General features: G+C 61.6%; 23 protein-coding genes and 5 pseudogenes. 13 read left to right on the top strand and 15 right to left on the bottom strand.

Going from position 1 to position 24,169, the window contains the following annotated elements; all coding sequences use genetic code 11:
• Positions 1 to 63 precede the first annotated feature (63 nt).
• The 5 genes and pseudogenes from QW887_RS24790 to QW887_RS24770 form a co-directional block, all read left to right on the top strand.
• The gene (locus tag QW887_RS24790; RefSeq protein WP_316164945.1) at positions 64 to 849 is read left to right on the top strand and encodes an IclR family transcriptional regulator; all 786 of its coding nucleotides are present in this window, start codon (positions 64 to 66) and stop codon (positions 847 to 849) included.
• Positions 850 to 1,009: 160 nt separating this feature from the next.
• On the top strand, positions 1,010 to 1,960 hold the full coding sequence (locus tag QW887_RS24785; RefSeq protein ID WP_316164946.1) for a tripartite tricarboxylate transporter substrate binding protein: 951 nt from the start codon (positions 1,010 to 1,012) through the stop codon (positions 1,958 to 1,960).
• Positions 1,961 to 1,965: 5 nt separating this feature from the next.
• Positions 1,966 to 2,751 carry an enoyl-CoA hydratase/isomerase family protein gene (locus tag QW887_RS24780; protein ID WP_316164947.1) on the top strand — a complete coding sequence of 262 codons (786 nt, stop codon included), beginning with the start codon at positions 1,966 to 1,968 and terminating at the stop codon, positions 2,749 to 2,751.
• A 12-nt stretch (positions 2,752 to 2,763) separates the two neighbouring features.
• Positions 2,764 to 4,869: an acetate--CoA ligase family protein gene (locus QW887_RS24775; protein WP_316184370.1), complete on the top strand. Its 2,106-nt coding sequence runs from the start codon at positions 2,764 to 2,766 to the stop codon at positions 4,867 to 4,869.
• Positions 4,870 to 5,339: 470 nt separating this feature from the next.
• Positions 5,340 to 5,810 (top strand): annotated as a pseudogene (locus QW887_RS24770) (AI-2E family transporter); the annotation flags it as partial.
• A gap of 209 nt (positions 5,811 to 6,019) precedes the next feature.
• Here QW887_RS24770 and QW887_RS24765 read toward each other — a convergent pair.
• The 3 genes and pseudogenes from QW887_RS24765 to QW887_RS24755 all read right to left on the bottom strand — a co-directional run.
• Positions 6,020 to 6,141: pseudogene (locus tag QW887_RS24765) on the bottom strand (transglutaminase domain-containing protein); the annotation flags it as partial.
• A gap of 118 nt (positions 6,142 to 6,259) precedes the next feature.
• Complete coding sequence (locus tag QW887_RS24760) at positions 6,260 to 7,000, bottom strand: DUF1236 domain-containing protein (RefSeq protein ID WP_316184368.1); 741 nt, start codon at positions 6,998 to 7,000, stop codon at positions 6,260 to 6,262.
• A gap of 246 nt (positions 7,001 to 7,246) precedes the next feature.
• On the bottom strand, positions 7,247 to 7,495 hold the full coding sequence (locus tag QW887_RS24755; RefSeq protein WP_316170864.1) for a hypothetical protein: 249 nt from the start codon (positions 7,493 to 7,495) through the stop codon (positions 7,247 to 7,249).
• Positions 7,496 to 7,942: 447 nt separating this feature from the next.
• Between QW887_RS24755 and QW887_RS24750 the strand changes: the two genes are divergently transcribed.
• Positions 7,943 to 8,455 carry a protein NO VEIN domain-containing protein gene (locus tag QW887_RS24750; RefSeq protein WP_316184366.1) on the top strand — a complete coding sequence of 171 codons (513 nt, stop codon included), beginning with the start codon at positions 7,943 to 7,945 and terminating at the stop codon, positions 8,453 to 8,455.
• A gap of 257 nt (positions 8,456 to 8,712) precedes the next feature.
• Here QW887_RS24750 and QW887_RS24745 read toward each other — a convergent pair whose 3' ends face one another.
• The 3 genes from QW887_RS24745 to QW887_RS24735 are packed head-to-tail and all read right to left on the bottom strand — an operon-like array spanning position 8,713 to position 10,283.
• Positions 8,713 to 9,162 carry a YbhB/YbcL family Raf kinase inhibitor-like protein gene (locus tag QW887_RS24745; protein WP_316164954.1) on the bottom strand — a complete coding sequence of 150 codons (450 nt, stop codon included), beginning with the start codon at positions 9,160 to 9,162 and terminating at the stop codon, positions 8,713 to 8,715.
• Positions 9,163 to 9,171: 9 nt separating this feature from the next.
• Positions 9,172 to 9,837 (bottom strand): dienelactone hydrolase family protein, encoded by a 666-nt coding sequence (locus QW887_RS24740; RefSeq protein WP_316184365.1) that lies wholly within the window; start codon positions 9,835 to 9,837, stop codon positions 9,172 to 9,174.
• Positions 9,838 to 9,854: 17 nt separating this feature from the next.
• Positions 9,855 to 10,283: a DUF2267 domain-containing protein gene (locus QW887_RS24735; RefSeq protein WP_316184363.1), complete on the bottom strand. Its 429-nt coding sequence runs from the start codon at positions 10,281 to 10,283 to the stop codon at positions 9,855 to 9,857.
• Positions 10,284 to 10,689: 406 nt separating this feature from the next.
• On the opposite strand from QW887_RS24735, the gene QW887_RS24730 reads away from it, so the two are divergent.
• Complete coding sequence (locus QW887_RS24730; protein WP_316184361.1) at positions 10,690 to 11,007, top strand: hypothetical protein; 318 nt, start codon at positions 10,690 to 10,692, stop codon at positions 11,005 to 11,007.
• A gap of 217 nt (positions 11,008 to 11,224) precedes the next feature.
• Entirely contained in the window at positions 11,225 to 11,482 is a 258-nt protein-coding gene (locus QW887_RS24725) for a hypothetical protein (protein ID WP_316164959.1), read from the top strand.
• Positions 11,483 to 11,522: 40 nt separating this feature from the next.
• Here QW887_RS24725 and QW887_RS24720 read toward each other — a convergent pair.
• Positions 11,523 to 11,627 (bottom strand): annotated as a pseudogene (locus QW887_RS24720) (sigma factor); the annotation flags it as partial.
• Positions 11,628 to 12,037: 410 nt separating this feature from the next.
• The gene (locus QW887_RS24715) at positions 12,038 to 13,237 is read right to left on the bottom strand and encodes an IS256 family transposase (protein WP_315714240.1); all 1,200 of its coding nucleotides are present in this window, start codon (positions 13,235 to 13,237) and stop codon (positions 12,038 to 12,040) included.
• 366 nt (positions 13,238 to 13,603) lie between these two features.
• Between QW887_RS24715 and pstS the strand changes: the two are divergent.
• From pstS to QW887_RS24700, 3 genes and pseudogenes are all read left to right on the top strand, one after another.
• Positions 13,604 to 14,611, top strand: a pseudogene (pstS, locus tag QW887_RS24710) (phosphate ABC transporter substrate-binding protein PstS).
• 390 nt (positions 14,612 to 15,001) lie between these two features.
• A complete protein-coding gene (locus QW887_RS24705; protein ID WP_271568181.1) occupies positions 15,002 to 15,211 on the top strand; it encodes a cold-shock protein in 210 nt (69 codons plus the stop codon).
• A 712-nt stretch (positions 15,212 to 15,923) separates the two neighbouring features.
• The gene (locus QW887_RS24700) at positions 15,924 to 16,160 is read left to right on the top strand and encodes a hypothetical protein (RefSeq protein WP_315758976.1); all 237 of its coding nucleotides are present in this window, start codon (positions 15,924 to 15,926) and stop codon (positions 16,158 to 16,160) included.
• 26 nt (positions 16,161 to 16,186) lie between these two features.
• Here QW887_RS24700 and QW887_RS24695 read toward each other — a convergent pair whose 3' ends face one another.
• On the bottom strand, positions 16,187 to 16,480 hold the full coding sequence (locus tag QW887_RS24695) for a hypothetical protein (protein WP_316170862.1): 294 nt from the start codon (positions 16,478 to 16,480) through the stop codon (positions 16,187 to 16,189).
• Positions 16,481 to 16,960: 480 nt separating this feature from the next.
• Between QW887_RS24695 and QW887_RS24690 the strand changes: the two are divergent.
• Positions 16,961 to 17,198: pseudogene (locus tag QW887_RS24690) on the top strand (VIT1/CCC1 transporter family protein); the annotation flags it as partial.
• 746 nt (positions 17,199 to 17,944) lie between these two features.
• Here the strand turns inward: QW887_RS24690 and QW887_RS24685 are convergent.
• Positions 17,945 to 18,130, bottom strand: a complete 186-nt coding sequence (locus QW887_RS24685) for a tyrosine-type recombinase/integrase (protein WP_315776922.1) — start codon at positions 18,128 to 18,130, stop codon at positions 17,945 to 17,947.
• Entirely contained in the window at positions 18,127 to 19,005 is an 879-nt protein-coding gene (locus tag QW887_RS24680; RefSeq protein ID WP_316195200.1) for a tyrosine-type recombinase/integrase, read from the bottom strand. The genes QW887_RS24685 and QW887_RS24680 overlap by 4 nt, the downstream gene beginning before the upstream one ends.
• Positions 19,006 to 19,116: 111 nt before the next feature.
• Here QW887_RS24680 and dusA point away from each other — a divergent pair, with 111 nt between their 5' ends.
• Positions 19,117 to 20,115 carry a tRNA dihydrouridine(20/20a) synthase DusA gene (gene dusA / locus QW887_RS24675; RefSeq protein WP_316164991.1) on the top strand — a complete coding sequence of 333 codons (999 nt, stop codon included), beginning with the start codon at positions 19,117 to 19,119 and terminating at the stop codon, positions 20,113 to 20,115.
• Positions 20,116 to 20,193: 78 nt separating this feature from the next.
• Here dusA and QW887_RS24670 read toward each other — a convergent pair whose 3' ends face one another.
• The 4 genes from QW887_RS24670 to QW887_RS24655 all read right to left on the bottom strand — a co-directional run bounded on the left by QW887_RS24670 (position 20,194) and on the right by QW887_RS24655 (position 24,167).
• A complete protein-coding gene (locus QW887_RS24670) occupies positions 20,194 to 20,730 on the bottom strand; it encodes a TIGR02281 family clan AA aspartic protease (RefSeq protein WP_315717625.1) in 537 nt (178 codons plus the stop codon).
• 28 nt (positions 20,731 to 20,758) lie between these two features.
• Positions 20,759 to 20,956 (bottom strand): DUF1289 domain-containing protein, encoded by a 198-nt coding sequence (locus QW887_RS24665; protein ID WP_315717626.1) that lies wholly within the window; start codon positions 20,954 to 20,956, stop codon positions 20,759 to 20,761.
• Positions 20,957 to 21,003: 47 nt separating this feature from the next.
• Positions 21,004 to 22,599, bottom strand: coding sequence for a HAMP domain-containing sensor histidine kinase (locus QW887_RS24660; RefSeq protein ID WP_315717627.1), 1,596 nt, complete (start codon positions 22,597 to 22,599; stop codon positions 21,004 to 21,006).
• A 137-nt stretch (positions 22,600 to 22,736) separates the two neighbouring features.
• Complete coding sequence (locus tag QW887_RS24655; protein WP_315827815.1) at positions 22,737 to 24,167, bottom strand: PepSY domain-containing protein; 1,431 nt, start codon at positions 24,165 to 24,167, stop codon at positions 22,737 to 22,739.
• Positions 24,168 to 24,169 lie beyond the last annotated feature (2 nt).

Here is a 24,169-nt window from a genome sequence, read left to right as displayed (position 1 = left end):
CCAGGATAGCTGCCGTGCTAGGGTCGAGATGCACCCGAATTCCATCTGCTGGAACGCGAGAAAATGGCGGCGGACCACAGCTACGACAGCCTGAATCGCTCGCTGGAGCGAGGCATCGCGATATTGCGGGCGTTCAAGCCGGGGGTTGCCGATCTCGGCAACGCCGAGATCGCGGAACGCACGGGGCTTGCCAAGGCGACCGTCAGCCGGCTGACGCAGACGCTGGTGAGCGGAGGGCTGCTACAGAGGGATGCGGGCCGCCGGGTCTACAGGCTGGCGCCGGCGGTCCTCAGTCTGGCGCACGCCATGCGCCTCAGCTCGCCGATGCTGTCGGTGGTTGCGCCCTTGATGCGGACCGAAGCATCGCGGCGTCGCGTCAATGTCGGGCTGGCCGCGGCGGACCAGGATATGATGGTTTACCTGGAGTCGTTTCGCTATCACCCACGATTGACCCATCGAACGGTGGTATCGGGCCAGCGTATTCCTGTCGAGCTCACCTCGCTGGGCCGCGCCTATCTATGGGCGCTAGAGCCCTCCGCCCGCGAACGGGAGTATGCCGCGATCGCAAAGCGGCGTCCAAAAACGTACAAGCGGCTCATTCGCGAGATCGAGCGATCCTTCACCGAACTGGACAAGCTCGGCTATTGCGCGGTCGGCTGGCAGCCCGGAGTGGTGGCCGTTGCGACGACACTGCCTTACGGCGCTGGTGAGCCGCATCTGATGAACATGAGCATCGGGAGCGTCGAGCCACTCGAAGAGGCCTCGCACAGGCTGGCGCCATGGCTGCTCGATCTGAAACGCCGCTGCCTCAATCGGCTCGAGCATGCAGCGACATCCGAGCTGAGCTGAGCTCGCGTCCCGCGCAGCTCAATTCCAATAGGTGGAATTGGGGTCGTCCCGGACGCGCCGTCGCATCGTAGTCTCCTCTGCAACAAGGTTCGGCGGCCTACGCCGGATGCGACGGAGGAAACCTGCAATGGCAGATCATCGCGTAGGACGACAAGTCATAATGCTGGCGAGCCTGGGCTTGGCCATCGTCGGCGCAATCCCGGGGGCGGCCCGGGCCGAGTATCCCGATCGACCGATCAAGCTCGTGGTTCCCTTCTCGCCCGGCGGCGGGACGGATCTGATCGCGCGAACGCTGGCGAAGCCGATGGCTGCGAAGCTCGGGCAATCGATCGTGGTGGAGAACAAGGCCGGCGCGGGCACCATCATCGGCTCGGATGCCGTCGCTCGAAGCCAGCCGGATGGCTACACGTTCCTGATCGCGACGCTCGCCCATTCAGTCAATCCGAGCCTTCACGCCAAGTTGCCCTACGACACGGAGAAGGCGTTCGCCCCGGTCACGCTCATCGGCACCTACCAGAACATTCTGGTCGTCAAGCCGGAGAGCCCGTTCAAGACCGTCGAAGACGTTATCAAGGCAGCCAAGGCAAGTCCTGGGAAGTACACCTATGCCTCGCAGGGCATTGGGACGTCGGCGCATCTGGCGGGCGAGCTTTTGAACAATCTTGCTCATATCGAGCTGACCCACATCCCCTACAAGGGCGCGGGCCCAGCACTGACCGATGTGCTCGGCGGTCAGGTCGATATGATGTTCGCGAGCAGCGCCGCAGTGTCCGGCTTCATCGCGAGCAAGAGCCTGCGGCCGATTGCCGTGACGGGCGCCAAGGGGCAGACCCAAGTGCCGGGCGTTCCCAGCGTCGAGGAGACCGTGCCCGGCTATGTGTTCGACAGCTGGTACGGCCTGTACGTGCCCGCGAAGACGCCGAAGCCCGTCGTCGACAAGCTGCTCGAGGCCGTCAAGTTCGCCGCGCAGGATCCGGACTTTCTCAAGCGGGCGCAGGATGAAGGCCTCCTGATGCGGGTCGGGACTCCCGAAGAACTCGACGCCTACGTCAAGGCGGACACCGTTCGCTGGCGCAAGGTCGTGACCGAAAACAAGATCAAACCGGAATAGGCACTATGGGCTCGGATATCGTTCTGAAGACTGTCAGCAGCGGCATTGCGACCGTGACGCTGAACCGCCCCGACAAGCGCAATGCCATGAGCGACGAGATGCGCTCGTTGCTGATCGAGGTGCTCGAGGAGATCGCTGCAGACAAATCGGTTCGCGCGCTCGTGCTCACCGGGGCCGGCAAGGGGTTCTGTGCCGGCGGCGATGTCGCCGGCATGAAGCGACGGATGGAGGCGCCGGCCGGGGAGGTTGGGTTCAATGGCTGGGCGCGTCAGCAGCGGGTGCACCAAGCCCAGATGTTGCTCCATACCATGCCCAAGCCGACCATCGCTGCCGTGAACGGGGCGGCGGCGGGGCTCGGAGCGGACACCGCGCTGGCGTGCGACTTCATCATCGCGAGCCCGTTTGCGAAGTTCGCGTGGTCATACATCCTGCGAGGTCTCATCCCGGACGGCGGAGGCATGTACTTCCTGCCGCGACGCGTCGGGCTTCCGAAGGCGAAGGAACTGATCTTCACCGGTCGGCAGGTCGGTGCCGACGAGGCCGTTCAACTCGGCCTCGTCGATCGCATGAGTTCGCCCGAGACGTTGCTTCAGGATGCGCAAGCTTGGGCACGCGAACTCTCCGCCGGGTCGAGCACTGCGATCGCTCTCGGAAAAGCCATTCTCAATCGGTCGTTCGAGACTGAGGCCAACAACATCTTTGCGAGCGGAAGCCAGGCGCAGGGTATCTGCTATACCAGCACCGAGCATCGCGAGTCGGTCCTCGCATTCCTCGCCAAGTCGAGCAACTGACGAGCGCAGCCGATGTCCCTGGATGCTTTGTTCAATCCCCGCAGCATTGCCATCGTCGGCGCCTCCGCGGACGCCACCAAGACGGCCGGTCTGCCGGTCCGGTTCTTGCGGCAGCAGACGTACGAGGGTGAGATTTTCCCGGTCAATCCGCGCGTGGCCGAAATCGACGGTCTTCGGTGTTACAAAAACATCGAGGCTCTGCCGGTCTCGCCTGATGTCGCGATGGTGCTGCTGGGGTCGGCTCACGCGGTGCAGGCGGTGCGCGAACTGGCCGCCAAGGGGACGAAGTACGCGATCGTCCTGGCAGGCGGATTTGGCGAGAGCGGAGAAGACGGACTTGAGCGCCAGCAGCAGCTTCGTGATGCGGCAGGCGACATGCGCATTCTCGGACCGAACACGATTGGCCTCGTGAACGTCTCGAACGCCGTGCCACTGTCGGCAAGCGGTGCGCTGTCGGCCGGCACGCTGCTGAAGGGCTCCGTCAGCGTAGTCTCCCAGAGCGGCGGAATTCTCGGCGCATTGCTCTCGCGGTTGACCGCGAATGGCGTCGGGCTTTCCAAGCTGATTGCGACCGGCAACGAGGCGGATCTCGAAATTTCCGACTTTGTGGAGCATCTTGCCCATGACCCGGACACAAGGGTGATCGCTCTCTACATCGAGGCGATCCGGCATCCCGCGAAGTTCCGTCGCGCGGCGCGCCGGGCGCGAGAGGCGGGCAAGACGATCGTTGCCTTGAAGATCGGCCGGTCGGCAGCCGGCGCACGCGCCGCCGCCTCGCACACCGGCGCGATGGCCGGCACGGACCGGACCTATGATGCGTTCTTCCGTGATCTCGGCATCATCCGAGCGCAGACCTTCGGCGACCTTGTCGACATCCCCGCTGCGTTGGCGACGCAGCCGGCATTGAGGGGACGCCGTGTCGCGATCCTGACGTCGACCGGCGGGGCAGGGACCCTCATCGTCGACAGCTTAGGCCTGAACGGATTCGAAGCGCCTGATCCGGACACGAGGACCGCGGCGCAGCTCGCCGCCCTCATGCCCGATGGTCCATTGTCATTGAGGACCAATCCGATCGACGTCACCCTCGCAGGACTGCAGCCGGCGATCCTGAAGGGCTGCATCGAAACGCTGCTGGACAGCGCTGCCTACGACGCCCTGGTGGTGATCGTCGGGGCTACGAGCGTGCGCAATCCCGAGTTGATCAGCAACGCCATCCGCGAAGCAAAGTCGGTGGGCCTGAAGCCTTTGCTGGCCTATGTGAGCCCGCATGCGCCGGAAGCCGCGTCGCGATTGACCGCCCAGGGCGTTCCGACCTTCAGCACGCCCGAAGCGGTCACCGTTGCTCTCAATGCGCTGTGGACCGTTGGACGCCCGCTCCGTCGGCTTGAAGGAGCTCAGCCGCGCCCGGCCGTCGACATTCCCCACGATTGGATTGGTTCGCTCGACGAGCATAGGGCCAAAGCGCTGTTCGCAAGGTTTGGCATTCCCGTCGTGCGCGAAAAGATCGTCGCAAATGAGTCCGAGGCCCGGGAGGCGGCGCAAGCGTTTGGTGGCTCTGTCGTCCTGAAGATTCTCTCATCGACGATCACCCACAAGAGCGATGTCGGGGGCGTGGCCGTCGGGCTCGATGCCGCCACGGTCGGGGCTGCTCTCGATCGGATGCGGGAGGTCGTCACGGCCAAAGCGGGACGCGCGCCGGAAGCGTTCATTGTGCAGGAGATGGTCCAAGACGGCGGATTGGAGCTGATCCTCGGCTGCCACCGCGATCCACTCGGTCCGGTCTTGCTGCTCGGTATGGGAGGCGTCACGGCCGAGCTCATGAACGACACGGTCATCCGGCTGCTGACCTCCGAGGCTTCGTTTTCGCACGACCTCGCGCTGGAGATGGTTCAAGAACTCAGGTGCTGGCCCTTGCTCGATGGATATCGAGGCCGCCTCAAACTCGACGTCGATGCGCTGGTCAGCGCGGTCGTCAATTTCGCCGCGATGGCCGTCGCGCTCGACGGGCGCATCGTCGAGGCCGAAATCAATCCAGTGTTTGTTCTTCCGGCAGGCGCGGGCGTTCGCGCCGCCGACGCGGTGGCCGTATTGACGGGCCGTCGGAAGTCGCAAGAATGATCTTTCCGAGGGGATTCCTTGTTTGGAAATGCCTGTTAAGCAATTGATATTACTAGAGGTTAATTCAGCCATTTTTGCAGGCTGAAATCACTCCATGATCAAGCATGTTGCGATTCCGCCATTCGTAGGACTGATCCCGCCCGTGCATGCGCACAACCGAAGGGCGCCGCGGCCGGCCTGATTTCGGGATTTTGTCTGGATCAGAGATATGGGACTGAGGCAGCGATATCAGGCGGATTTTCTTTTCCTCTCGAATGATAATGAATAGATCTCGGGGGGAGGGGGAGACGCGTGAATCGCCCCCCCGCTACCAACGGTCACCCCCCCACCCGAACGTTTCAGCAACGGTCCCGGCAACGTCAAATCAGACAAGGATGTCTTGATCTCGATTGCGAGTTCGTCGGTCCCCGGAGGTGCAAAAACCGTAACGGCTTGGACCAGTTGGCGCAGCGTTGTCACGAGTTCGGGCTATTTCCGCCTATCTGCTGACTATCACAGCTATGAACGTCGCTGTCGGAACTGCGACTGCCGTTGCGACATATTTATGTGGGCTTGGAGACCCCTTGTTGTGGGGCGCCGCCGCTTTCCTGCTCAACTACGTGCCAATTCTGGGGCCGCTGTTGGGCACGCTCATATTCCTACTGGTCGGGATATTGAGCTTCGACAGCTTGTGGTGGGCCTTGCTGCCGGCGACCCTCTACTTCCTTATCCACCTCGCCGAAGGCGAAACCCTGACCCCTATGCTGCTTGCGCGTCGCTTCACCCTGAACCCCGTGCTCGTGATCTTGTCCCTGGTGTTCTGGTTCTGGATGTGGGGCGTGCCGGGTGCGATCCTGGCCGTTCCGATGCTGGCCATCCTGAAGATCGTGAGCGATCGCGTGCGTCCGCTCAAGGCCTTGGGTCACGTGCTCGAAGGATGGTCGGTCGCAAATCCGGTGTAATCGAAGATTTCAGGAAGGCCGCTTGGCGTCGGCCGCGCTGGCTTGCAGGGGAACGCTGGAGGCATCGAAGGCTTGCATTGCATGCAAGTCTACGCTGACGCGCACCATGCGTGAATGGCTCACGAAGGGCGACGTTACGGTCGTCTGACGGCCGGAGCAACGCGTCTAAGGCGCTAGGCGGTCATCTCGTCCGTCCACACTTTGAAGCTGATCAAGGTATTGATGAAGCGAGCCGCGAATCCCAAGCTGCGGACGGCTTGAAGCATCAGGACCGCAAAGTCCCGACACGTGCCTTTCCCCAGTTGAAGTGTTGTGGTGGGAGGCTGGGCCCAGGCGCGGTGCTGCGGTCGTAAGCGAAGCCATCAGAAGCGAGCTCGCATTTCGAAGGACGGCTGGTCAGCCGTCCTTCGGTGTCTCGTAATCGCCTGCCCTGCGGCCGGCCAAATCGCTCAATCTTCGATGATATAGACGATCTCGTGGGTGCGCGGGCGCAGAACGATGTACTTGCCGTGCACCAAAATGAAATCATATCCACGCCATTCCGGATAGATTTCGACGATCCGTGTTGGCATAGGGTGATAACGGACACCCGCAGGTACAGCCGTTCCGATCGAGATATTGAAGTTTACGTTTGTTACCTCGTCGACCTTCTCTTGCTTCATCGCCGAGGTAATCTGAGTACGCTTTTCCGCAGGAGGCGCTGCTGTCGCCGAGGTTGCCGCATTGCCGGTCGTTCGATTGTCCGAGCTTGAGGGCTTGGTCTCGGCAGTCGGCGACGTAGAGGCCTTCGAGCTCGCAGCCGAATCGGAGGAGTTCGTCTTGCTGTCGGCCTTCTCGCTCGCCGTCTTGTTGGTGGGACGCGATGTCGTTTCAGTGGTCGGACTCTTCATGTCCTTTGACGTCGTGGCCGGCGCTATGGCCTCCGAGGCCTTCGAACGGCCATCAGCTTTCATCTCGCCAGTCGTCTTTGCATCCGGTTTGCCTTGCGCATGCTGAGGCGTCAACTCTTTTGACCCCGCCCCGGAGGGGGGCGTCTCGGCGCCCTTTACAGGAGGTGCATTCATCGTCCCGGCGGCGTCAGTTTTCGGCGAAGCAGCCGTCGGAGAGTCCTTCGGTGCTGCTTGACCGGCGCCTTGTGCTGACGCAAGCCCGGTCGTAGCCAAGAGGGCCGCAACGGCCGCAGAGACCATTAATGACTTCCTCATTTGATTTTTTCCAATGCAAATTCAAGATATGCCGACGACGGTCGGCCATAGAGTGCAACGACCCCAACACTCTATAGTTCCGAATCCTACAAGTTGGATCCAAGACTGGAAAATGGCTCGAGTGAAAGCGCATTGCTCTACAATGATCACTTTCAGCTTCGACCCTCACGTCGCCAGGACCTGCAATGCAGAGGGGGCGTCTGCCTTCAAGTCCCGAATCCCCCCTGTTCGTCATCTGCGGCGAGCGATGGCGATTCCCAGCAGGAAGGCGACGAGTAACGATCCAAGAGGGGCTTCGCGCGCTATATTGCTCAAGATGCTAAGCGGCATCCCTGGTTTCCGGCCTGCTTCGATCGCGCCTTCAACCCGATTGGCGGCGCCTTTCACAGCTTCGGAGACCTCCGCCATGGTGGACTTCTGCTCCACAGCAGGATCCACGCCGGCTTGGGGAGGTGGGGCAAGCGGGATATCATCACTCATGATTCAATCTCCAAACCAACATTCAGGCGTGAGCTGAGCGAATGCGGTCGCTTTGGCAGCCGCGCGGGCAAGAACCATCAATGGGTGGAGACCTAACAGGCAGGATCGGGCGTTGTTCCGGCCCTGTATGAAAGCTCGATGTGCGATCGTAACGGGCGAGCCAAGGGAGGCCACCTTGAAAGGGCGCGGGCTGAAGTTTCATCAGCAGGGGCTCGCGCAGCGCTCACGACTCCCTGGTAGAGGCCCAGTCGGAGCGACATCCTAAGCGTCTTACTGCCCCGAGGTTGGTGGCACCACGTTTTACGCAGGCGGAGCGCCTGTTTTGGTACCACGCTCCTGCGTTCCTGAATTCGGACCTGCAGGACCGTCATCCGGTGCTGCAGTCCGCAAATACGACCCGGCGTCGAGGGATGAGCTAAACCGATCCCTAGGCGCGCCGGCGAGAAAATGGTTTTCAAGTTCGATTTCGATCGGCTTTGCCGCGCCGGCCGGATAGATCTTGCCAAGGAGATGGAGTGGCCCGCCGATCGCGGTGAAGACCATCGGGGTTATGACATTCGGTCACTCGAAACGGACGGCGAGGAGCGACTGATGGAGATCAAAACCACCAACGGCACGCGCGGAGTCGATTCTGGTTGTCACGTAATCAGTACGAAGTTGCCGCTCAGAACCCGTCGAATTACCGCGTCCGGAAAGTCTTCCATTTCCAAAACGGCGCTCAGATGTTTGAAATCAAACCACCGCTCGACGCCAGCCGACGACTCATCCCGGACAAGTACGTGGCTATGCCCAGGTAAACTATTTCGCGGTGCCGTAGGCTCGAACCTGTTTGGACAAGCCGTCAGCCAATGGAGCTATGGCTCTCTGCCCCCGGAGGTTGTCAGAGAAGGCTATTCATTCAGGAAATTCATTGAGTCTGCTTCTCTCGCATGCTCTCAGACCGCCCCTCGGCTACGTTGATCGGCAACTGTCACGATCAAGAGATCGCATGCCAATGCTTTGGCATGCTCTGCGGCCACATCAATTGCGCGACATGCGCCCCCGGGATCGGTTGCCACTATGATGTTCGTCATCAGAGTGTTCCCTGGGCAATTTCACGATTCCGCCGGCGATGAACGACTCAGTGATCTGACCCAGGCATGCTGGGCAACAGGACAGGCCCCGGGTGAAAGTCTTAGGGCACATTCGGCCGGTAGCGATCGGCGTCTCGCACGCGACTATCTATGATACAGGCCGACCAGGGTGGCCTCGGCAAGGGTGAACTTGCGCGCCTCGCGTTCGACGTCGCGGCACGAAGCATTCGTCCGTACATTCAGATGATCCGTCGAGAGCGCAAGGAGCCGGAAATGATAGTGGTGGACACCGTGTCCCGGCGGAGGACACGGTCCTCCATATCCAATCTTCCGGAAATCGTTGGTGGCCTGCTTCAGCCTTGCGCTCTGAGCTGCGCCGTCCACAAGCCCGGTCTGCGTGGGTGGAATGTCGTAGGCCGCCCAGTGATGCCAGGTACCGCCGGGGGCATCGGGATCGTCGCAGAGCAGGACATAACTCCGGGTTCCCTCGGGGGCGTTGGCCCACTGCAGGTGTGGGGAGAGGTTTTCGCCGTCACAGGTGAAGCGTCGCGGAATGATCGATCGATCGACAAAAGCGCCGGATAGGAGTTCCATGGTTCTCTCCTAGCTTGAGGTGGGGATAGGCGCCGCGGTGCGCAGATATCGGCCGAACCACTGGCCGGCATAGTCGATGACAGCGTTCATCGCGCCCGGCTCTGGAAACAGGTGCGTTGCGCCAGGAATGATTTCCAGCGCCGTTGGCCCGCCAAGCCGGGTGAGCGCCCCCTCGTTCAGCTCGATCACGCCGGAGTCGGCGCCGCCCACGATCAGCAGGGTTGGCGCATGGATATGGAGCAAGGCCTCGCCAGCCAAATCCGGACGGCCGCCGCGGGAGACCACGGCGGCAATTCGATGAGGCAATTGAGCCGCTGCGACAAGGGCGGCCGCGGCGCCGGTGCTGGCGCCGAACAATCCGATCGGGAGGCCGGCAATCGCTGGTTTAAGGCCTTGAAGCCAGTCGACGGCTGCGACCAGCCGTTTTCCAAGCATTCCGATATCGAAAACGTTCGAGCGGTCATGCTCTTCTTCCGGCGTGAGAAGATCGAATAGCAGCGTCGCAAAGCCGCGCTCGTTCAGCCCCTGCGCGACTGCAATGTTCCGGATACTGAATCGGCTTGAGCCGCTGCCGTGTGCAAAGACGACCAGACCACGTGCATTTTCCGGCAGGGTCAGCGTCCCTGCCAGCCCATACGGCGGAATGACAACGTCGAACGCCTGATCGATCTTCATGACGCGTCCGCTCTGGGTCAACCCTGGAGGTTTCTGAGTTGGGCCGGAAAATGGGCCATCAATTTCTCGAATTCGCCGGGATCCAGCTTTTCCCATAGCACTTCGTAGATTCCACGCGCGGCCGCGAGAGGATCGATGGGAAACCGCGGTGGAAGCTCTCTGCCAACATGCGCGACAAATTCGTCGAGGTGCCGTTCCTTGGTCGGAGTCGTCGCCATATGCCAGCCCTCGTAGTAAATGCCGCGCACTATGATCGGTAGCTGCGCGCCGAGCTTAGCTGCGACCTCCGGCGGCAGGCGGTCGCGCAGTGCGTGCAGGACGGCTCGCAACGCATTGTAGGCATGGTGGCGGCTTTCCAGAGCCAACTGCTCATCGATCGCTTTGAGCCATACATTGGTTTCCTGAACCGAATGATCCAACGCAGTCACACCCATTGATGTGCTCATGGTGTTGCTCCCGGGACAGAGACGAATGGTCGATTAGTGGCAGCCTGACCTGGGCCTGCTTTGACGTGCCGCAAAGTTCCCCGCGGGCGGGCAACAAAATGAGCGCCACCGGGCGTTCAGGACTGGCGGTTGAAGTGAAGGCATCGGGCGGGTTGATTTCGCTCAAGGCCGTGCGCGCGCGGCGGGCTCAGATTGGCCACCTTTCGAGAACCTGACGCCGTCTCCGGAGCTGCAGCACATTTCCGAGCTGGAGAGGCGCTTCGGTCGAGCAACCGCAGGGCGCGTCATCGTGCGAGGCCCTGGCGAGCATCACAGGACGGGTGGTCAGTACAGGTAGGCATCCGGCTCGCTCTTCCCGACGGGCGCGAAGTCAACGTGGGACGGACGCCCAAGGAGGATGAAAGGTATGCCGACCCCGACCGTTGCAGTGGACGACGCATTCAAGCGGGCGCGGCAGCAACTGCAGGATCGGGTGCTTTTGATGCAGACGAAGCACCACCAAGGAGAGCCGGTCGGCACCGTGCTACGGATCGATCCTGGCGGTGAATCCGGGTTCCTTGAGGCGGATGACGGCCACGAGATTTATTTCAATTGCAACAGTGTTCTGGAAGGCCGCGCTAACATCGCCGTCGGTGCGCGTGTCAGCTATGTCGAGGAGATCGGAGACAAGGGGCCTCAGGCCAGCACGGTCAAGCTCTTAAGCAAACACGGCATGCGGACGTAGGTGGTACCTCATCTCAATTGGTGGGGCGCCAATAATGGAGAGTAGCTTTCCTATCGCATTGACGCGGAGCGATCGGTTGCGCCTGTTTGCCTTGAATGGCAGCACGGAGCTGGGCGAGCAGATTGCGTCGTCATTGGGCTGCAAGCTGCCGGCCCAGGAAGAGCGCAGCTTTGAAGACGCCGGGCAGCGCTATCTCGTTCGGTTAGTCCCAGCCTAAATGGAGAGCACCTTCTGCCAGAAATTCCTGACAATTGCAGTCTTTGGCTTCCGGCGGTACAATCCAACTACCCAGCCGAGGGTTTGCGCGATGGAGCGTTTCATTCACAATGAGAATATCCGCCTTTACCGAAAGCTCCTCGAAGAAGAAAAGAACGAGGACAAGCGGGCCATCATTCGAAAGCTCTTAGCCGAGGAAGAAGCCAAAGACGTGCCGGCGAGCCAGAGAGGCCAGAACGACAAGTCAAAACACACATAGTGTCACACGCCCGCCTCATCAACGGACGCCATTCTTCCATCGCTGGCGCGCGCAGCAGGGTCTCCTGCACCAGATCATCGGCGCGGTCGGCATTTCGGCACAGTGAAATTGCGAAAGCACGAAGACTTGGGATTGCAGCCAGCATTGGATCGTGGGACGCCGACACTGGACTTGGAGGGACGCTGTTTCGCCGGTCGAGCTGCAGAGCTAAGAAAACCGGTCGCGGGATGGAGGGGATAGACAAGGCGGGTGCTGGTTGAGTTACGACGAGGCCGATTGCGAGCAACTCCGCAGAGCCGGTCGAACGAACGGCAATCATAAAATATGCTCCAGGTGTCCTCATCCGGCGGGCACCGCGTCTTTTTGGCAGGTAGTTGATTGAGTTCCCGTAGGGTACGCCGACCCCAAATAACCATGCGTAAGCTCAGGCACGTCGGTAGACACTCGATGTGGCGGCTCAGCAATACCGATAGCCGATGACTAGGCCGGGCGATCGTGTCCCCAAGCGTGGTGTAGCTGGCGGCCCACCGCGTTCGCCGGCTGGAGCCGGGCCTGTCAGCTGGCGATAGCCGTGAGGCTGACGTTCGGATCATCGCTCAATGGCGCGATGGTTTCCAGCGTCATGTAGCGGGCGCGTTGGACCGCCCATTCATCGTTCTGTTCGAGCAGGACAGCTCCGATGAGGCGGACGATAGCGTCCTCATTGGGGAAGATGCCGACCACCTCGGTGCGCCGTTTGATCTCGCCGTTGAGGCGTTCGATCGGATTGGTGGAGTGCAACTTGGTCCGATGCTGCGGCGGGAACGTCATGTAGGCAAGCACGTCGGTCTCGGCCTCGTCGAGGAAGCCGGCAAGCTTGGGCAGCTTGGGACGGAGCTGATCGGCGACCTTGCGCCATTGGGTGCGAGCGGCCTCGGCATCGTCCTGGGCAAAGGCCGTGGCGATGAAGGCGGAGACCACGCGCCGTCCGCTCTTGCCGGCATGAGCCAGCACGTTCCGCATGAAGTGGACGCGGCAGCGTTGCCAGCTGGCGTTGAGCACCTTGGTCACGGTGGCCTTGATGCCCTCGTGGGCGTCGGACACCACCAGCTTGACGCCGCGCAAGCCGCGGCGGGCCAGCTTGCGCAGGAAGGCGGTCCAGAACGTCTCGGCCTCGGACGGCCCGATGTCCATGCCGAGAACCTCGCGCCGGCCGTCGCTGTTGACGCCGACTGCAACGATCACCGCGACGGAGACGATGCGCCCCTGCTGGCGCACCTTCACATAGGTGGCGTCGATCCAAAGATAGGGCCAGTCACCCTCGATTGGACGGCCGAGGAAGGCCTTCACTTTGTCGTCGATCTCGCCGCACAACCGACTGACCTGGCTCTTGGAGATGCCGGTCATGCCCATCGCCTGCACCAGATCGTCGACCGAACGGGTCGAGACGCCCTGAACGTAAGCCTCCTGAACCACGGCGGTGAGCGCCTTCTCGGCCATGCGCCGCGGCTCCAGGAAGCCGGGGAAATAGGAGCCCTTGCGCAGCTTTGGGATGCGCAGCTCCACCGCACCGGCGCGGGTCTCCCAGATCCGGTCGCGGTAGCCATTGCGCTGGGCCAGACGTTCGGGGCTCTTCTCGCCATAGGCAGCCCCGGTCTGGCTCTCGACCTCCAGCTCCATCAGGCGCTGGGCCGCAAAGCCGATCATCTCGCGCAGCAGATCGGCGTCCGGGGTCTTCTCTACCAGCGTGCGCAGGTTCATCATGTCTTCGGTCATCGGTGGTTCCTCGGTTGCGTTGGCGTGTCGCAACCCGATCCTACCGGAGAACTGCCGGTGACCACCGCAAAGCCGCCCGCCCGCTACGGCGCTATTTGGGAGCGCGCGTCCGGGCGGCTTTGCTCCACCGAGCTACACCACCTCCGGGGACACGACCGGCCGGGCTTAGCGCCCCCGTCGGCACGTTCAATTCAGTCGAAGGCGATTGCAGCGCCGGCAGCATCCTTGAACGCCCAACTCAAACGGTGGCGGCGAGCTCGTGACGGTGACACACACAGAGCCGATTGACCCAGATCCATATTGCATCTTCAGATTGCCGATCTGATCTCGATGCCTCGAAGCGGGTCAAGTCCGCGGTCGTCAGAGATGGAGCGCAGCGATGAATTTCGTGCCGGCTTCGTTGCCGCAGCAACGTCAGCGCTCGCGGCCGATGTCACCGATGCAGGCGCAACGTTTCCGTTTCCGCTGTATTCCAAATGGGCCGACGCCTATCACAAGGAGACCGGAAACAATCTTAACTACCAGTCGATCGGGTCCGGCGGTGGTATCAAGCAGATCCAGGCCAAGACCGTTACATTTGGCGCCACCGACATGCCACTAAAGGCGGAGCAGCTTGAGAAGGATGGGCTGACGCAGTAGCCGATGGTGATGGGGGCAATCGTTCCCGTGGTCAATCTCGAGTCTGTAAAGCCTAGTGAGCTGGTGTTCAACGGCGAAACGCTGGCCGGCATCTATATCGGCAAAATCACGAAGTGGAATGACCCGGCGATCAAAAAGCTCAATCCCAATCTGAAGTCGCCGAACAAAGCCATCGCGGTGGTGCATCGTTCGGATGGTTCGGGCACGACCTTCAATTTCACCAACTACCTGTCCAAGGTCAGCGCGGACTGGAAGTCCAAGGTGGGCGAGGGGGCCGCCGTTGAGTGGCCGATCGGCGTCGGCGCCAAGGATAACGAGGGTGTCTCCGGGAACGTAGGCCAAACCAGGAATTCGATCGGCTATGTGGAGTACGCCTATGCCAAGCAGAATGGGATGACCTACACCGGAATGGTCCATTGGGCTGGCGCTGTCGCGCAGCCGAACATGGAATCCGTCCAAGCTGCCGCCTCAAATGCCGACTGGACCAGGGCCCAAGGCTACTACCTCGTCCTCACGGACCAGCCTGGCGAGAAGTCGTGGCCCATTACCGCATCCATCTTCATCCTAATGCGCAAGGAACCGTTTGACAAAATGGCTTCTGCGGAGGTCATCAAGTTCTTTAGATGGGCATTCGCGAAGAGCTCCAAGACCGCCGAGGACCTCGACTATATTCCTATGCCTGACAATGTGATAAAGTTAATCGAGCAGACTTGGTTGGTCGATATCAGGAGTTGAATGCAATCGCCGTCGGTCCCAAATGCGTCAAATACGACGCATTGATCAAGTCCGAATTGAACGCTATCCGAGCCCGCCGATCGACGGACGACCGTGACGACTAAGACTACTGCCTTCTCTTGTTGAGAACAATCCGGCAGATACACAGGGCCGACGACCCGAATGCATTGCTGCGGGACGTCGATAGGCAGTTGGATCGCGTAGCCGTCGCTCGCCATATCCACTTGCGAGACCAACGAGCAATCACCATATGCAGTCTATCGAGTTTCGCCGAACGACTTGGCCTCGCCGCTTAAAGCGCGCCTGACTGACGACCCTCCCTCCAGATCTCGAGTTCGCATGCTGCGCCAGTGCGCGGCACTAAACATCTATCTTAAAGGACGATCACCCATGAATACGGGAACTGTGAAGTGGTTTAACGGCCAAAAAGGCTTCGGCTTCATTCAGCCAGACCAAGGAAGCCAGGATGTCTTCGTTCATATCAGCGCGGTCGAACGTGCCGGCATGAGCACCCTTGATGAGGGACAGAAGGTTTCTTTCGACGTCGTTGCTGACCGCCGGACCGGCAAGTCTGCCGCAGAAAACCTGCGCGCTGCCTAAGCTCGCAACCGATGCTATCCTGCTTTGACCACGGATGTAATGGCAGAGCCTCTGGTTTCGCAACCCCGCGACCGGTTTCCGGCCGCGGGGTTTCTATTGATACCCTTCTATAAACGCGGCCCCATTGGCGCTTGATCCATTCTGTAGTGCGACCGTCGGTCAATGCGGCCGGAAGAGCGTTTGCCGACGTTGATCCAGGTCAGGAACACGAGCGCATCGTCTGCCCGCAGCCTGCAGTGATTGCGATGTGCGTTGTTCTGTATTGATTGCATATATTCGCGATCATTGCCGGGTATCATGTTCATGAAATAGAGCAAACAACTGTTGGTCGGTTCGCTCAAGAGCATCGCGCTGGCGATCAGACGGACCGGTGCAGTCGCGCCTAATCGATCTACATCTTCGTAGGACGTCGTGCATCTCGAGGGTGAGCAAAAAAGTGGCATTCGCCGTGAGCGCCCCCATATAAGATGGATGGCAAAATGGCAAAAATCGAGCGCGCGGCAACCGCACAAGACGAAGGCTGAGCTTCGTGAGATGCTAACCGATGCGGTCCGCAATACGCCCAGTTCGGGCCGGCGACCGGAGCCCCTGGTTAAACGCAACGGCATTGCGGATCGGGCGCCGGCTTGCGTCGATTAGTCGAACGCGGTCGCCGCAATAGTCCGTTCAACCGAGCAGAGTCTTTCGAAAATCCGCAAAGGAAAGGATCAGAATGCGCAAGCTGCCCGAACCCACCCAACAGGAGACCGGCGAGGGATCCCAAGAAGTTTTCTTTCAGATCGCGAATGGGAACGCGCGCCAGACTTGCGTTTTGCAAACCGCTTTTCCGACCAAATTGCAGGCGCATAAGTACCCTATGGCGAACTGGCCGACCATCGGAAAGATGGCGCGCGACGCTCTCGCGGCCGGGGCTATTGAAGACGGCGAGATCAGGCTCTTGGCGAGCTGAGCAGTCTGAAACGGAAGTGCGCGACGTCATATCTCAGAAGAAGACGCGGCGCTGTCGCTGGCTTCATTGAAGAGCGCTCTCAGCAAGCGCCACAGCTCGCGGTGGCCGGCGGTTTGGCCGCCTTGCATTAGATAGTCCGCAATATCCATGGTCGCTGTTTGGTACTCGACAGTACTCCCGGAGCCCGTGTCCGAATGCGCCACCTCTCGCTCGACATACAAGCGTTTGGTGTCTGTATCGAACACAAGGCTACAACGATCCTCCTGCGTGGTTTCGGGATCGGTTAGGCGACGATAAAGTAGTCTTCTTAGGAAGGCCATTTGCTGCTCCCGATGAGGACGGTGGGATAGTTGAGTGTCTTAGCCCAATAATGTTCGGTTCCCGTAAGGGCGTCACAAATCTCGATCTTGAGCATCGGGCAAGTGGATTTGAGTTTAAGACCCGATGTTTCGGCAGCTTCAGCTGTGTCGAACTCAGAGTTGAAGTGCCCGTCGACAATGATCACAGATCCTACCATCGGCGGCCTGTCCGCACGTGGCGCCGTTCGCTCGGGCTCGTCAATCAAGTGAACTGGCTTTTCACCCTCATCGTATCGCGGAAGTGCAGCAGGCGGCTCTTTCAGAGCCGACAGCGCAATCAGCCGCGGGATCTCATCACCGCGTCGGAAGAACGGGAATGACAAAACCCGGAGGCCGCAACCAGCTCCCCTGGTCCGGCTCTCCGGTTTGTCGCGAAGACTGTACAGGACTAGGCGGCCTTGCCGGCCGCGGTAGTCTTATCCGATAGGCTCGCGCTCGGTGGCCGCGACCTTCTCCGTCGGAGCGGTAGCGCCGCTTGCGCTTGTCCTGGTCTCGCCGTCCAATGTGTTGATACCGGCCGTCGCTGCGGGGGCGTTGCTCTTTCTCTCACTGCTCGGCGCGATCGGTGCCAAGGCAGGAGGCGCCGGCCTGTTGAAGCCAACGATACGAGTGGCATTCTGGGGCGCCTGCGATGGCACTGGCGGCCGGAATTGGTGCGGTTGTTGGCAAGGTTGCGTAAGCGCCCCTTTGCGGAGCCTTTGCCACAGCGGGGCAGCGCCCTGCGAAGCCTCTTGGCCTGCGTGCGGCGAAACCATGTGGTCCTGGTCGTCGTTGCTAGGGTCAAGCCTTGGCGAAGGCCTCAATCGCGTCAACCGGCGCGCGAAGCGAGTATTTCCGCGAGGCGCATCACATATCGCGCGTTCGAACCCGGGAAGCTTGCAGTCGTAGACATGGTCGTCTCCAAAAAGCCTTGCAGAATAATGATGCCGTTTCTCCCCAAACGGTTCTCATCCCGGTGATTTTTTTTGGCCTTCCCACTTCCCTAGCGACTGCGACCAACCAGCAGAGCCTGGCTACCAGGATGCGGAGCTCGCGAGTTGGGGCGGCACGCACCCGGCTCGACCTAGGCGAAGGATTGGATGAGATATCGTATGTTTAATTGGTGTGGGGAAAGGCGGTAGCGTTCCCCTGACTCGAACCACCGATACCTCAGGATGGCGGCTCCTAATGTTGGATCGCAGGCGCGCCGACCTGCAGCGAGTTTTCAGCAGAGAAACTAAATCCAACCCGTGGGTGAGGGAGTGATCTTTGGGCCCGCTTCAAGTCGGACAGTCCAGAAAAGCGATTTCAGTTCAATCACGCCTGGAGCTGCCGTTGTTCGAACCCGCCTTTAAGTGTTCAACTGTCGAAACCCTTCGAAGCTGATTACCGTGTTCGCCCCACTCCAGATGAACTTATCACTTTCTTTTTTGTTTTCGGTTCCTGTCAGGCAACCCGCACCGAACGAATGGAATGAAGAGTTTCTGGCTTTAGATGCGTGTAGCGACGCAGCATTTTCCAATCTTTGTGCCCGGTGACAAGTGCAACCTGTTCAATGGAAAACCCTGCCTCGAAAAGACGACTCGTTCCCTCATGGCGCAGATCGTGAAAATGTAGGTCATCGATCTTCAATTGTTGGCACTGGCGGCGAAATGCCGTCCAACGGATCGTCCGTTGTAAGGAAAAATCCGGCCTTCTCGACTGTTCGAGAAGCGACCTTGCTCCTCAAGAATTTTGCACGCGTCATAGCCTGAGACATCTAGCAGGGGAATTCGCTGATCGTTGCCATTCTTCCTTCGGGGATATTTCCGATTTCGAATGAGGAGCATTCGATTGTCGGCGTCGAAGTCGCGCCATTCGACTCTCGCAATCTCATCTTGCCGCATAGCCGTTGCGATCGCGAATCGGATTACACGACCGACTGGAATTTGTTGCCGATTGTTTGATTCGAACGCTGAGATGATACGATCGAGTTCGTCTTGCGTGGGACGGCGGTTGCGCTCATCGCCTTTTCCGACGAGCCCGAGACGTCGAAGAGCTATCCGGGCGTGGTCGAGTGGTTCGGTTGACACAATGATGCCGTGTACTGCGGCGGCGTGAGACAGAATCGTTTTGATATATCCGAGATCGATCCCGACCGTCACCGGGCCGGCCCCCTCCAGCGCGCGCTCCTTTCCAAATTTGATGAACCGCTCTCGATCAAGCTCTGAAAGACGAAGATGCCCAAGTCTTTCGTCCAGGGAGATGAGGCTCGCAGTCTTGGAGCGACCAATGTTCTTTCCCACCTCGGCTAGATCTTGACGATGAAGCGTGACGAGATCGCCGAAGAGTTGGACGTCGCGGGACCTTTGCGTCGATGTCGGTTCTTGGCGGTCGATCCGGCGCTCGATATCGATGGCCCATTCGTCGGCGTCCTTTCGGCGGAGAAACGTCCCGTTGACATATTTTCCCTTTCGTCGGACTTGGGCTCTCCAAGAGCCGGATTTCAGTCTGGTGAAAGTTGCCACGTGTGTGCGCTCCGTGTGCACTGAGGCGGCGAAAAGCCGGAAAAAACATCGCGCTGTGGCGTAGGATAGAGTGCACACAAGGCGACCTAACGAATTGAATATGCTCGAAAAATGAAGCGATATCAATTACATAGATTTGCCGTGGCGCCGATGATGGATTGGACCGACCGGCATTGCCGGGTGTTCCATCGGCTGCTGTCGCGCCGGGCGCTGCTCTATACCGAGATGGTCACGACCGGTGCCGTGATACATGGCGACCGCCAGCGGCTGCTCGGCTTCGATCGAAGCGAGCATCCGGTGGCGCTGCAGCTCGGCGGCTCCGATCCCGGCGATCTCGCGACGTCAGCCAAGATCGGCGAGGAGTTCGGCTACGATGAGATCAATCTCAATGTCGGCTGCCCGTCGGACCGGGTGAAGGACGGCCGCTTCGGGGCCTGTTTGATGGCCGAGCCTGCGCTCGTCGGCGCCTGCGTCGCCGCGATGAAGCACGCCGTTCGCATTCCCGTCACGGTGAAGTGCCGCATCGGCATCGACGATCAGGATCCGGAAATCGCACTCGATATGCTGGCGGACGCGGTCGTCGACAGCGGCGCAGACGCGCTGATCGTGCACGCGCGCAAGGCGTGGCTGGACGGCTTGTCGCCGAAGGAGAACCGTGACGTCCCGCCGCTCGACTACGACAGGGTGTACCGGCTGAAGGCGAGGCTGCCGCACGTGCCCGTCATCATCAATGGTGGCATCGGCAGCATCGAAGCTGCGCAAGGTCATCTCGCGCATGTCGATGGCGTGATGCTCGGGCGAGCGGCCTATCAGGAGCCGTGGCGGCTGCTCGATGTCGATCCCGTCCTGTTCGGCGACGTCGCGCCGCATCGAACCATGAAGGGCGCATTGGCGGCGTTCGAGCCGTACATCGCGCGCCAGCTCGGGCAGGGCACGCGGCTGCACGCGATCACGCGGCATCTCGTCGGCGCCTATCACGCGGTGCCCGGCGCACGCGCGTTCCGCCGCCATCTCGCCGAGCGCGGCGTCAAGCCGGGCGCCGGCATCGAGGTGCTGCGCGAGGCGGTCGCGATGGTCGAGGAGCGCCCTGCGGTTGCTGCGCTGGCCTGAGCGGCTCAGGCCAGCGGCGGCAGTTCGACAACGGCCTGTCGCGCGACCGGATTGCAGGCTGCCACGAGGCTCAGCCCCTCAGCTGCGATCGGGAAAGCCGTGCAGCATCAGCCGGTCGGAGCGCACTTCCCAGCGCTCCAGCCGGTCGAGGAAGCTCATGCCGAGCAAGTTGGTCTTCATCTGGCCGTGCGGCACCACCAGCGCCGGAACCGAGCGTTCCACCAGTTTGCCGATCGCGAGCCGGTCCAAGGTCAATCGCGCCGCCTTGGTGTGGCCGCCAGCGGTCTCGACGTCGACGTCGTAGGCGAGCAGTTCGAGCGGCAGGCCTGCGGCCTTGGCGGTCTCGTAGGTCAGAACCACCGATGTGGCGCCGGTGTCGACCACCATCGGCGCGGTGACGCCGTTGATCTTGGCGCGCAACGCGAACTCGCCGCCTCTGGTGCGCTCGATCTCGACCGCGTTGGTCGGAGGACTCGCCTTGGCCCTGAGCGCGCGGCTGCGCAGAACCTCCGACACTGTGTCGCTCGCGAGCGCCGCCTGCTCGGGATCCTTGTAGACGATCACGGCGCCCGCGGTGAGCACCATGGTGACGAAAACGAGCACGACCTTGTTCATGCCGCGCCTCCCGTCGGCACGGAGGCGCTCAGTCGCGCCGACGCGCCAGCGCGGGCAGACCGGCGTCGTGCATGCGGGACGGCAGCCCGTCCATCAGCGCGAGCCGCTCGTCGGTCGACATGCGGCCCCAGCGGGCGATCTCCGGCAGCGTGCGTCCGCAGCCGAAGCAGAGTTTCGTCTTGGGGTCGATCATGCAGACGGCGATGCAGGGCGTATCCTGGCTCATGGCGCGAGTTTGAAAGGTTCTGACACTGTCGTGCAAGTGCAATCATCTCACAGTCCCGTTCCGGCATTCATGATCGGCTTGCGCACCCGGCGCTTCTCCTGAGCGGGGGCGATCGCATGCTCCGGCTGCAATGGCGGTGCCTCGTCCGACAGCGGAGCGAGCGCCGACATCACCCGCTCCGGCGGGAAGGTGACGATCACCTCGGTGCCGATGCGGACCTTCGATTTCAGCGTGAACGTGCCACCATGCATCTCGATCAGATTCTTGGCGATGGGCAAGCCTAATCCCGCGCCCTGTTCGGCCGACTTGATCGAGTTGGAGCCCTGGCCGAACGACGCGAGCACGATCGGAATCTCGTTCTCGGGGATGCCCGAGCCGGTGTCCTTGACGCTGAGATATTGTCCGCCCGAGGCCGTCCAGCCAGCCTTCAGCCAGATGTCGCCACCCTGCGGCGTGAACTTGATGGCGTTGGAGAGCAGGTTGAGCACGACCTGGCGGATCGCGCGCTCGTCGGCCCACAGCCGCGGCATCTTCTGCTCGAACACCTCGTGAATGGTGATGCCGCGGCTCGTTGCGCGCAGCTTCAGCAAATGGTGGCAGTCGGCGATCACGTGCACCAGCGCCACGGCTTCCTCGTTCAGCTCGTAGCGGCCGGCCTCGATGCGCGAGAGATCGAGGATCTCGTTGATGAGGTTGAGCAGGTGAACGCCCGAATTGTGGATGTCGGCCGAATATTCCTTGTAGACCGGCACCGCATGGACGCCGAAGATCTCGCTCTTCATCACCTCGGAAAAGCCGAGGATGGCGTTCAGCGGCGTCCGCAGCTCATGGCTCATCTGCGCAAGGAAGCGCGACTTGGCGACGTTGGCGGCCTCCGCGCGGTAGCGTGCCTCGTCGGAGATCGCCTTGGCCTGCTCGAGTTCGCCGATCAAGGCGTCCTTCTCGGCGCGCGCTTCGAGCGTGGCCAGCGTCGTCGCATGCAGCTGATGGGCGAGCAGCACGAAGTAGCCTTCGGCGGCGACGGCGAACCCGGCGAGCAGGTAGTTGTCGAACGTGCCCGACAGCGCGAGGCTGAGGGTGATGGCGACCGTCATCGGTGCGGTGACGGCGACGGCGGCGACGGGCAGGTTGGCGGCGAGCATGCTCGAGACCGCGATCACCAGCAGCATCAGGAACATCATCAGCGTGCCCGACACCGCCGCGAGCGCCGGATGGATCAGGATCGCCATCCAGCAAACGCCGTAGAGCAAGTCGAGCAGCACGAAGCGCGTGCGCCAGCGCCGCGTCGCCGCCAGCGACGGCTGGTCGGCGAGGAAGTTCGAGCAGTTGCGCACGATCGCGGCATGAATGCAGAGCACGCCGAGCGTCCATGCGCCAGCCGCGATCGTATGCAGCCAGACGCTGAGCATCAGGCCGGTTGCGACCACCAGCAGCACGACGATGTAGGAGGCGGAGATGCGGGTCTGTGCGTATTGGCGCAGCAGCTCGCGATCGAAGGCCGGACGTGTTCCCGACGTCGACGTTAACCGGTCGCGCGCCTCGCGCACCCGCTGCTGCGCGGCCCGGCGCTGGCTTGCTGGTGCAAGCGCCGGCGGATCTGCCGGAAGCTCGACGACCTCAGGCTTTTCAGCGGGTTTACTCATCAAACAACACAAATCCTGCCCGCGAGGTACGGGCTGCTTTCTGCATTGTCTATAACTGGGCCCAAATCCTTAAGACGGATTATAGACAACGAAAAATTTGCGTTAACCGCGCGTTAAATTAACGATTGTGGCGAGGCTCAGCGGAGCTGCATTCGCAGGCGGCGCCAGCCGATCACCACGCCCGTGACGCTGAAGACGAGGCCGATCGCGCAGAGGCCGACGATGAAAACCGTGCGCAGCGCCGCATGGGCGAGCAGGGCCGGAAAGTCGAGCGTGTGCAGCGCCTGATAGAGCCACCGATAGGCGCGTCGGGACGGATCGAGCTTCTCGAGCACCGCGCCGGACGCGGCGTCGACATGATACCAGGTGTCGCCGCAGATCACGCGATGGACCGGCGCGCCCGGCACATCGGAGACGAACGGATAGTCGTCGCCCGGCTCGACTTCGGTCGAGCGCGCGCAATCGCCGCGCAGGCGCGACACCGCGGTATTGACGTCGGCCGGCTGCAGGAAACGGCCGACGATGCGTGCTGATGCGCCGTCCAGCACCGAAATCTGCTGCTGGCTCGGCGCGCGCCGGATGCGCTGATAGAGGCGGCCGCCGAAGGCGAACCACTCGATCTCGCGGACCTCGCCATGCGCCGCCGCGAGCGCCGCCGTCGCCAGGCCGGTCCAATCCGGTGCGCCGACGAGAATGGCTTGTTCGGACGGCGTCAGATGGCCGGTCGCAAACAGCCTGCCATGGTCCATCGACAGCCAGCCGCTGACCATCCAGGTCAGCACGAACTGCATGCAGATCAGGCCGGCCCAATGATGCCAGAGGTGCCAGCCGTGGTAGCGCGAGCACAGCCGCGCCTTCCGATATCTCAGCCGCATCGGGCCGAGCAGCGCGCCGCTCACGGCGGCGATGACCGCCGCGAGCGACAGCCACCACACGACGGCGTTCCAGGCCGCCCAGTCCTTGCGCAGGACGGTCGGATAGATCCAATGGACGACGCTGCCGACGTAGTTCCAGGCGCGTTCGGACCGTGTCGTGTCGAGCACGACCTCGCCGGTGATCGAGGACACGTAGAGTTCGGTGCCATTGGGATCGTTGAGCGCGATCCGGTGCAGCGGACGATGCACGTCGAAACGGTTCGGCACCGTCCATTGGTCGTAGTGCTCCAGTGAGGCGATGGTGGCGCCATCGGCGTCGAGCCCGCGCCGCCGGGCTGCCGTGCGCGCGATCGACAGCACGAGGTCGGGGGCGCTCACATCGGCCGCGGCCAGCGTGTCTGCACGAATGGCCGCGCTGCGGCCGGCGGCCGAGATGACATAGACCGGACCATCCACGCGCTGCATCAGCCGGATGCGGTCGGGATGATCGATGCCACCTGCGACGAGGGCCTCCGCGGGACCGTGCAGCGACAGGGCGGTGTCGAGCACGGGCAGCGCGGCGAAGCGCTCGCTCTCGGTCTGCGCCGGGAACGGCACGTAGTGCATCACGATCCCGGTCGCGAACCACAGCACGAACAGCGGACCCAGCGGGATGCTCAGCCAGCGGTGCGTGAGGATCAGCGCCCGGATCATGC

Source organism: Bradyrhizobium sp. SZCCHNRI3052, assembly GCF_032484895.1.
GTDB lineage: Bacteria > Pseudomonadota > Alphaproteobacteria > Rhizobiales > Xanthobacteraceae > Bradyrhizobium.
The sequence above is the reverse complement of the archived record's forward strand: the minus strand, read 5'-3'. Positions and strand labels throughout refer to the sequence as shown.

Coding starts and splice junctions, on each gene's coding strand:
- QW887_RS24655 (WP_315827815.1), bottom strand. CDS start 24,167: ATGATCCGGGCGCTGATCCTCACGCACCGCTGGCTGAGCATCCCGCTG.
- dusA (WP_316164991.1), top strand. CDS start 19,117: ATGAAGCGATATCAATTACATAGATTTGCCGTGGCGCCGATGATGGAT.
- QW887_RS24735 (WP_316184363.1), bottom strand. CDS start 10,283: ATGAGCACATCAATGGGTGTGACTGCGTTGGATCATTCGGTTCAGGAA.
- QW887_RS24760 (WP_316184368.1), bottom strand. CDS start 7,000: ATGGTCTCTGCGGCCGTTGCGGCCCTCTTGGCTACGACCGGGCTTGCG.
- QW887_RS24695 (WP_316170862.1), bottom strand. CDS start 16,480: ATGGCCTTCCTAAGAAGACTACTTTATCGTCGCCTAACCGATCCCGAA.
- QW887_RS24755 (WP_316170864.1), bottom strand. CDS start 7,495: ATGAGTGATGATATCCCGCTTGCCCCACCTCCCCAAGCCGGCGTGGAT.
- QW887_RS24790 (WP_316164945.1), top strand. CDS start 64: ATGGCGGCGGACCACAGCTACGACAGCCTGAATCGCTCGCTGGAGCGA.
- QW887_RS24785 (WP_316164946.1), top strand. CDS start 1,010: ATGCTGGCGAGCCTGGGCTTGGCCATCGTCGGCGCAATCCCGGGGGCG.
- QW887_RS24775 (WP_316184370.1), top strand. CDS start 2,764: ATGTCCCTGGATGCTTTGTTCAATCCCCGCAGCATTGCCATCGTCGGC.
- QW887_RS24725 (WP_316164959.1), top strand. CDS start 11,225: ATGGAGAGCACCTTCTGCCAGAAATTCCTGACAATTGCAGTCTTTGGC.
- QW887_RS24670 (WP_315717625.1), bottom strand. CDS start 20,730: ATGAACAAGGTCGTGCTCGTTTTCGTCACCATGGTGCTCACCGCGGGC.
- QW887_RS24700 (WP_315758976.1), top strand. CDS start 15,924: ATGCGCAAGCTGCCCGAACCCACCCAACAGGAGACCGGCGAGGGATCC.
- QW887_RS24740 (WP_316184365.1), bottom strand. CDS start 9,837: ATGAAGATCGATCAGGCGTTCGACGTTGTCATTCCGCCGTATGGGCTG.
- QW887_RS24750 (WP_316184366.1), top strand. CDS start 7,943: ATGGTTTTCAAGTTCGATTTCGATCGGCTTTGCCGCGCCGGCCGGATA.
- QW887_RS24730 (WP_316184361.1), top strand. CDS start 10,690: ATGCCGACCCCGACCGTTGCAGTGGACGACGCATTCAAGCGGGCGCGG.
- QW887_RS24665 (WP_315717626.1), bottom strand. CDS start 20,956: ATGAGCCAGGATACGCCCTGCATCGCCGTCTGCATGATCGACCCCAAG.
- QW887_RS24660 (WP_315717627.1), bottom strand. CDS start 22,599: ATGAGTAAACCCGCTGAAAAGCCTGAGGTCGTCGAGCTTCCGGCAGAT.
- QW887_RS24780 (WP_316164947.1), top strand. CDS start 1,966: ATGGGCTCGGATATCGTTCTGAAGACTGTCAGCAGCGGCATTGCGACC.
- QW887_RS24715 (WP_315714240.1), bottom strand. CDS start 13,237: ATGACCGAAGACATGATGAACCTGCGCACGCTGGTAGAGAAGACCCCG.
- QW887_RS24705 (WP_271568181.1), top strand. CDS start 15,002: ATGAATACGGGAACTGTGAAGTGGTTTAACGGCCAAAAAGGCTTCGGC.
- QW887_RS24745 (WP_316164954.1), bottom strand. CDS start 9,162: ATGGAACTCCTATCCGGCGCTTTTGTCGATCGATCGATCATTCCGCGA.